The sequence below is a fragment of the Mesorhizobium sp. M4B.F.Ca.ET.214.01.1.1 genome (assembly GCF_004791545.1).
GTDB classification, from domain to species: domain Bacteria; phylum Pseudomonadota; class Alphaproteobacteria; order Rhizobiales; family Rhizobiaceae; genus Mesorhizobium; species Mesorhizobium abyssinicae.
In genome coordinates this window covers 1-6,816 of the sequence record NZ_SRUX01000035.1, presented here as the reverse complement: position 1 = coordinate 6,816, position 6,816 = coordinate 1, and the positions used below count along the sequence as shown (strand labels likewise).

The 6,816-nt window shown below is 58.4% G+C and carries 6 protein-coding genes and 1 tRNA gene; 6 read left to right on the top strand and 1 reads right to left on the bottom strand.

The window, feature by feature from the left end:
* Positions 1-49: 49 nt before the first annotated feature.
* The 6 genes from EN857_RS33010 to EN857_RS36400 all read left to right on the top strand — a co-directional run bounded on the left by EN857_RS33010 (position 50) and on the right by EN857_RS36400 (position 6,126).
* A tRNA-Met gene (locus tag EN857_RS33010) sits at positions 50-126 on the top strand.
* 579 nt (positions 127-705) lie between these two features.
* A complete protein-coding gene (locus EN857_RS33005; RefSeq protein ID WP_127391295.1) occupies positions 706-1,230 on the top strand; it encodes a recombinase family protein in 525 nt (174 codons plus the stop codon).
* 180 nt (positions 1,231-1,410) lie between these two features.
* Positions 1,411-4,113, top strand: a complete 2,703-nt coding sequence (locus EN857_RS33000; RefSeq protein WP_135859698.1) for a PAS domain S-box protein — start codon at positions 1,411-1,413, stop codon at positions 4,111-4,113.
* 100 nt (positions 4,114-4,213) lie between these two features.
* Positions 4,214-4,585, top strand: coding sequence for a response regulator (locus tag EN857_RS32995; RefSeq protein WP_210213985.1), 372 nt, complete (start codon positions 4,214-4,216; stop codon positions 4,583-4,585).
* 908 nt (positions 4,586-5,493) lie between these two features.
* Entirely contained in the window at positions 5,494-5,751 is a 258-nt protein-coding gene (locus EN857_RS32985) for a hypothetical protein (protein WP_127391292.1), read from the top strand.
* Between the two features lie 249 nt (positions 5,752-6,000).
* Positions 6,001-6,126: a YHYH domain-containing protein gene (locus EN857_RS36400; protein ID WP_127391291.1), complete on the top strand. Its 126-nt coding sequence runs from the start codon at positions 6,001-6,003 to the stop codon at positions 6,124-6,126.
* A 241-nt stretch (positions 6,127-6,367) separates the two neighbouring features.
* On the opposite strand, the gene EN857_RS32975 is transcribed toward EN857_RS36400, so the two are convergent.
* Positions 6,368-6,685 (bottom strand): hypothetical protein, encoded by a 318-nt coding sequence (locus tag EN857_RS32975; RefSeq protein ID WP_127394398.1) that lies wholly within the window; start codon positions 6,683-6,685, stop codon positions 6,368-6,370.
* Positions 6,686-6,816: the final 131 nt, after the last annotated feature.

Sequence of the window (6,816 nt, the reverse complement as noted above, 5' to 3'; positions counted from 1 at the left end):
CAAGCAAACGCTTGCTCGTGGTCGCAAGCAAACGCTTGCTCGTAGTTGACGCGGGGTGGAGCAGCCCGGTAGCTCGTCAGGCTCATAACCTGAAGGTCACAGGTTCAAATCCTGTCCCCGCAACCAATTTTATCATAAATCTATAACCGCCCCGATCTGAACAATCGAGGCGGTTTTTGCGTTTGAAGGGCGCGCAATCGCCGCGGCGACGCATCACCGCCCCGAGAATCGCGCGAAACGGGAACGCGGGCAAGTTAGCGCGCCAAGGCGCGGTGTACCCCGTCTTTAAGGCTGCTGGTGTTGGGACAGATAGGGCACCAGGGCCGATGTTGGAAAGACCGCTTTGCGCCTCTTGGCAGTCATTCCTACTGTCCTGTCGGTTCACCAAAAGCGGACATCGCCAATGCACCGGATCCATGCATCTTTGCGCCAATTCCGGTCGTTTGCGGTTCTGGCGAACCAGGTCGCATGCATAGTGCGCAAGCCGACTTTCAGCCTTGCGGCATTTTTAGAGCTCACTCGACGACCGAAAATTCGAACTGTTCCCAACGGTATACGGCCTTGTATTCGTCCTGACCCCCAGGCGTTCTAAATGAATTGCGAAAAATCGCCCCACAGCTTGTCAGTTCTCTGGGAAAGGCGTTGCACAAGAAATTGCCTTGTACCCACGAGGTTCCTGCGCGTGTCCTCTGACCAACGGTTTCGCTGACGGCGCCGTCGACCGAGATTGACCTCAAAGCCGCTGGCTGTGAGGAGGTCTATTCGGAGCAGGTTTCGGCTCTAGGGGATCGAAAGGAACTTGACCGCGCTCTGAAGTTCCTCCGCAAAGGCGATACGCTTGTGATTACGAAGATCGATCGCCTCGCGCGCAATACGCGCACCCTGGGCGACCTTGTCGATGGTCTGCATGGACGGGGAGTCGGTCTGAAAGTGTTGCAATTCGGCAAAGACACGCTGGACACAACGGGAGCCTACGGTCGGCTGATGCTGAACATGTTCGCCGCCTTCGCCGAGTTCGAGCGGGACCTGATGAGAGAGCGACAGAAGGAGGGCATCGCGAAGGCGAAGGCAGAGAAGAAATACAAAGGGCGCAAGCCGACGGCGCGAGCAAAGGCCGGCGAAGCGGACTCCTTGTTTCAGCAGCAGAAATCAGTATCAGAGATCGCCGCGTCGCTCGGCATCGGGCGGGGGTCAGTCTACCGGGCGCTCGCGGCTGCTGGCCTAAAGTAGCTCACGGCATGTAAGCGGGGCGCGGAGATCGGCACGCGGGGCCTTACGATCTCTCGAACTATGTAGTTTTGCCGACCCACGATCCGGCGGTCGAGAGCCCGTAGCGGGGAAGGGTGCCTTCCGATTGGAACCTATTGGGAAATCGGGTGTTGAGATGGGTTAAGGGGTTTTCAGCACTTCATGGAACAACGAGCTTTGCCCTCCAGCATTTCTGGCGCGCGATCCTTCGGAAGCAACGGGGACGACGACGGGAACGGTGCGATCCTGCTTCCCGGCAGCGAGGTAGAAGATTTCTTCGAGAATGCAGCCGTGTCTCTCCACCTAGTCTCGAACGATGGCACCATTTTGCGCGCCAATCGAGCCGAACTGGACCTACTCGGCTATGCCCCGGAGGAATACATCGGCCGCAACATTCGTGAATTTCACGCAGATCCCGCCACGATTGACGAGATTTTGGACCGCCTTTCTCGGCGTGAGCACCTTCAGAATTATCGCGCCAGGTTGCGTGCCAGGGACGGCTCCATCCGTTGGGTGGAGATAACATCCAATGCGCGTTCCGCTGGCGGACGGATGATCAACACGCGCTGCATCACCATCGATGTGACTGAAAAGGTCAAAGCGGAAGACCTATTGCGCGAACAAGAGCAGAGGGTCGCTCTCACCTATGACAGCGCCGGCGTGGGGATAGTGGAAGCTGATGCGGAAGGCCGGCTGCTGCGGGTGAACGGGCATCTGTGCTATCTTTTGGGCCGTACGAAGGAGGAGTTGATTGGGCGACCGGTTTTCGACTGGACCTACCCTGCCGACGTCGAGGCGGATCGTGCGAAATATCGTCAGCAGGTCGCCGGCGAGATCAAAAGCTACACAATCGAAAAGCGGTTCGTGCGCAAGGACGGATCGCTTTTCTGGGCTGTTGTAACGTCTTCCAGCGTTCTCGACGAGAGCGGGCAGTTTCGCTACGCAGTTCGGGTGCAGCACGACGTCTCCGAACGAAAAGAGATCGAGGCGGCGCTCGCCCGAAGGGCCGAAGAGCAGGCCGCGCTGCATCAGCTGACGGAAATGCTCCAGCACTCCCTAACCCGCGAAGACGTCTATGAGGCTGCGCTCGAAGCAATTCAGCGCGGGCTGAGATGCCAGCGTGCTTCTATTCTGCTGTTGGAAGGCGGCATCATGAAGTTTGTCGCCTGGCGGGGCCTGTCGGATCCGTACCGAGCCGCCGTGGAAGGCCATTCGCCCTGGTCCGTGGAAGACCGCGATCCCCAACCTATTTCTGTGAGCGACGTGGAACAGGCCGAGCTCTCCAACAGCTTGAAACAGGCAATCCGAACAGAAGGGATCGGCGCGGCCTGCTTCATCCCGATAACCGAAGGTGGGCGTCTGCTGGGCAAATTCATGGCCTATTTCGACGAGCCGCACGATTGCTCGGGAGAAGAGATAGAAGTCGCCCGGACAATCGCACGCCAGCTCGGGTTTGGACTTGAGCGTGTCCGGGCTCAGAAAGCGGCCCAGCGGCTGGCGGCAATCGTGGAGTCCTCCCACGACGCCATCGTGAGCAAGGATCTCAAGGGCATCGTCTCGACCTGGAACGGCGGTGCCGAGCGCTTGTTCGGCTATACGGCCGCGGAGATGGTCGGCAGGCCCATCACCACCATCATTCCCGAGGATCGCGTGGGCGAGGAGCCGCTGATATTAGGTCGTATCGGCAACGGCGAACTCGTGGATCACTTCGAGACGGTTCGCCGCCGCAAAGATGGAACACTGGTGGATATCTCTCTCACGATATCGCCCGTGCGGGATGCATCAGGGCGCATCGTCGGAGCTTCCAAGATCGCCCGAGATATAAGCGACAAAAAGGCCACGGAAGAGCAGATACAGGACAGCGAGCGCCGGCTTAAAGACCTGCTCGCCGCCATTCCTGCCGCGATCTACACCACCGATCGGGATGGCAAGATCACCTATTTCAATGAAGCGGCTGTGCAACTCGCCGGCCGGACGCCCGAGATCGGCACCGACGAATGGTGCGTGACATGGAAGCTCTTCTGGCCGGATGGAACGCCGCTTCCTCATGACCAGTGTCCGATGGCTATTTCCCTTCGTGAAGGGCGGCCCATCCGGGGGTACGAAGCGGTGGCCGAGCGGCCTGATGGCACTCGGGTTCCCTTCATTCCCTATCCCACGCCGATGCGCGATGCTGCTGGAAACGTCACCGGCGCCATCAACATGCTGGTCGATGTGAGCGAGCGTAAGCACGCCGAAACCCAGCAGCGGATCTTGCTCGATGAGCTCAATCATCGTGTGAAGAACAACATGATGATGCTGAAGTCCCTGCTTTCGGTCGCGGCAAGGACCAGCAAGAGTCCGGAGGCTCGGACGGTTCTGGACGAGGCCAGCAAACGGGTGGCTGCCATGGCTGCCGCTCAGCGTGTCCTCTATGACACGCCTGACGCCGTCAACTTCGGAGCCGAGCCGTTCCTAGGGGCTGTTTGCGAGACGGCAAAACAGATGTTCCCGCCAGCCGTTGAATTGGTCTGCGAGGCAGATGCAATTCAGTTGCCAAATGACATTGCAATGCCGCTGGCGCTCATTATCAACGAGCTTTTGATCAACGCCGTGAAGTATGGATTGCCCGGAAATGGGCAAGGAATCATCCGCGTTTCGATCAAACGAAGCCGCGGAGATATTAGTTTGGCCGTCGAGGACGAGGGCCCGGGCTTCGAACTCAGTTCGGTGCGATCGTCCTCGTCGGGTTTGCGACTTGTCGAAGGCTTAGTGCGGCAGATCGGCGGGGCCTTCGAAGTCAGCCGGCACCCATCCAGATGCACCGTGACTTTTTCTCAGCAGTCCGAGGAGAGCGGCCTTGCGCCCAAAAGCATCGATACCTGAGCTAAGCCGGGGCGGGGATATTGCTCGATCCTTCAGGCCGCAGGTGGTTCTCTCTCGAGATGATACGAGGGGAGGAGGATCCGGCAAGTCTCGCGACCAATTGATCCTGATCGTCGAAGACGATTACCTGATTGCGCTTGATTTGGAGGCTGGGCTCCATGCCGCTGGCTTCCAAGTGGCCGGCCCGGCGACTACAGCGGACGAAGCAATTAATCTTGCGCTTTCGATCAAGCCGGTGCTGGTTCTGATGGACATCCGTTTGCTTGGGAAGCGGGACGGCGTCGATGCGGCCCTGGAGTTGTATCGCGAGTTGGGCATAAGGTGCATCTTTACAACGGCGCATGGCGATCGCGACCTGAGGCTTCGAGCGGAAGCGGCCAAGCCGCTGGGCTGGGTGCAGAAGCCATATTCGATAGCGACTTTAATTGATGCCATTCGAAATGGCTTTCAGGAGATCGAAAAGCCGAGCTGAGAGATGCGAATGCGGCTGGTGGTAGGAAGGGATCAACACGGCGACCCGATCCTCAGTCACGCGCTTGCGCACGGTCGCTGTGATTGCGACCTCGTCGCGGAGTTAGATGCTGCCCTTCGCCATGCCGATACAACTCCGACACGGCAAATAGGTTCGAAAGCGATTCCTAATGTATGGTTGCAGCAGGATAGAGAACTAACAGATCAACCCGTAACTGGCCGTGGCCGTTGACGCCATTGCATGACCTGCAAATAGGCGGCCGCTGCTGCGTCGCATTGATGGCGAGATGGGCCATTAGAGTGCAGGATGACTTCGGCCATGCGTCTTGGAATGTCGTGCTTCGCTGCAAAAAAATCGACCTCATAGGGAAACTGGTCCGAGTCCGGGTCGCTGCTGTTCAATTGCTTGCCCAAAAATGATCCTCCGTGGGTGCCTGGGATCACATAGAACGAAGTCGGCCATCATTGGTTTCGGTCGGCGCCGTGATGTCGTCAATGTGATGGTGCCATCGGCACGTATGTGGGCGAGAACACCGATCTTTAAAATTGTCTGGAACCATCCCACCCCATGGTATATTGTTCCTCTAGCGGTCGATTTCTCAGGAATGTAGCCGCCCTCATTGAAAGCCCGCCCGTGGCCCCTCCATCGTGGCGGGCTTTTCATTGGGACAGCCCGTGAATTAAGCGAAAACTCATGCTTGGACCGTACTAAGCATAGATGCCTTCACGTCAAACCATTGTAGAGTACGCCATCCTCGCTACGTTGATCGTGGCGACAGCATGGATCGGGCTACACGACTGGTCGTGGGCTTCCCAGCAGGGGAGCTAGCCTTTCCTTTCGGAGGCCAGGAGAGCGGCAGAGACAATCGCGCACTGGTAGACTTCCCAGGGACCCGTTATGTCGGGTGCATGGGCAAGGGCTGGACGTTCCAAAGCTTGATCGATGCGAAGATGACGGTGACGGCGTTTTGCCACTGGTCGCCCTGCAATCATAGCCAAAAGCTCGATCTCGCCCAGCTCCGGGACCGCTACGGCCCTGACGCGCCGGCAATGGCCGATGACCTCGTTCCAAAGCTCAAATGCCACAGGTGCGGCGGCACGGATGTGGGGCTGATCTATACGCCCGACAGTAGTCCCAACAGCTACGGCAGGGCCAAGGGCGGATGATGATCGCCTTTAGGTCCGGCGGGCCTTCCTAATTCTCCGCATGACTGAAGACGACGGCGCCACCGTGAGCGCATTGTAGGCACCAACGCGAATGACCGCGTCGCGCTTCAGCGCCTGATCAAGGGGGGACTGGAATCGTGCTCGCCTCTAGACCTTGTTCGGCTCCGACAAGGCCAGGGGCAACGGCACGTTGCAACTTGTTTCGATTCCTGATTACCTCAGCGCGTTCTTTAAGCGGGGGTTACGAAAATGAGATCAATACTTGCTTGTTTGGCTATTCTGGCCTTTGCGGTCACGGCCCATGCACACGGTGGTGGCACTGATGCCAACGGGTGCCACACCAATCACAAGACCGGTGAATATCACTGCCACTAACCCTTAGCCCGCGTCATCGGTCTTTCCGTGGCTCTTTCCAGGGGCGGATGGCTGGCCTTTCTTCGTACTGACAACGGAAGGCCGCATGGCGATGACAGCATCGATTCAAACACGGGGAGCTGCATGACAAAGAAACCATATGTGAAGCCTTCACTAGCGAAGAAAGCGAAGCTGTCGACCGTGGTCGCATTCAGCGCGTCCGGGCCGCTTCCACCGCCAGAGATTCCCGCGACCTGACACATCAGGTGCGGGGGACGGGCCCGCTGGCTTCGGCCGCCGAGCTTTTTGCTCGGCTGGCCTTTTGCGATAAAGGGCTCGGCGCTCCAATGATGCTCGACTTAATGCTTGGAGAAGGCGGCTTCATTCTCGCATCCTCCCGCCACTGCTTGAAGCGAACAAAGGCTTCTGCTGCGGCATCGCATTGGATACGCGATGGACCATTTGAGTGCAGAATCACTTGCGCTGCGCGCCTGGAGAGGCCGTGCTTTTCCATGAACAGATCGAGCTCGTACGGGCAGTTGTCGGAGACTGGGTCGCTGCTGACCTGATATTTGCCCACTCGTTCCTCCTATCCCCTCACGGCAACGCGCGAAGTCGGCGAGCAGTCTGCGATGGAATCGAGGTCGACTGTGACCAAGCCACCGCCGTCAATCCGAACGGTTATCTTGCCGTCGGTGCTATCGACGCGCG

Coding starts and splice junctions, on each gene's coding strand:
- EN857_RS32985 (WP_127391292.1), top strand. CDS start 5,494: ATGGGCAAGGGCTGGACGTTCCAAAGCTTGATCGATGCGAAGATGACG.
- EN857_RS33000 (WP_135859698.1), top strand. CDS start 1,411: ATGGAACAACGAGCTTTGCCCTCCAGCATTTCTGGCGCGCGATCCTTC.
- EN857_RS36400 (WP_127391291.1), top strand. CDS start 6,001: ATGAGATCAATACTTGCTTGTTTGGCTATTCTGGCCTTTGCGGTCACG.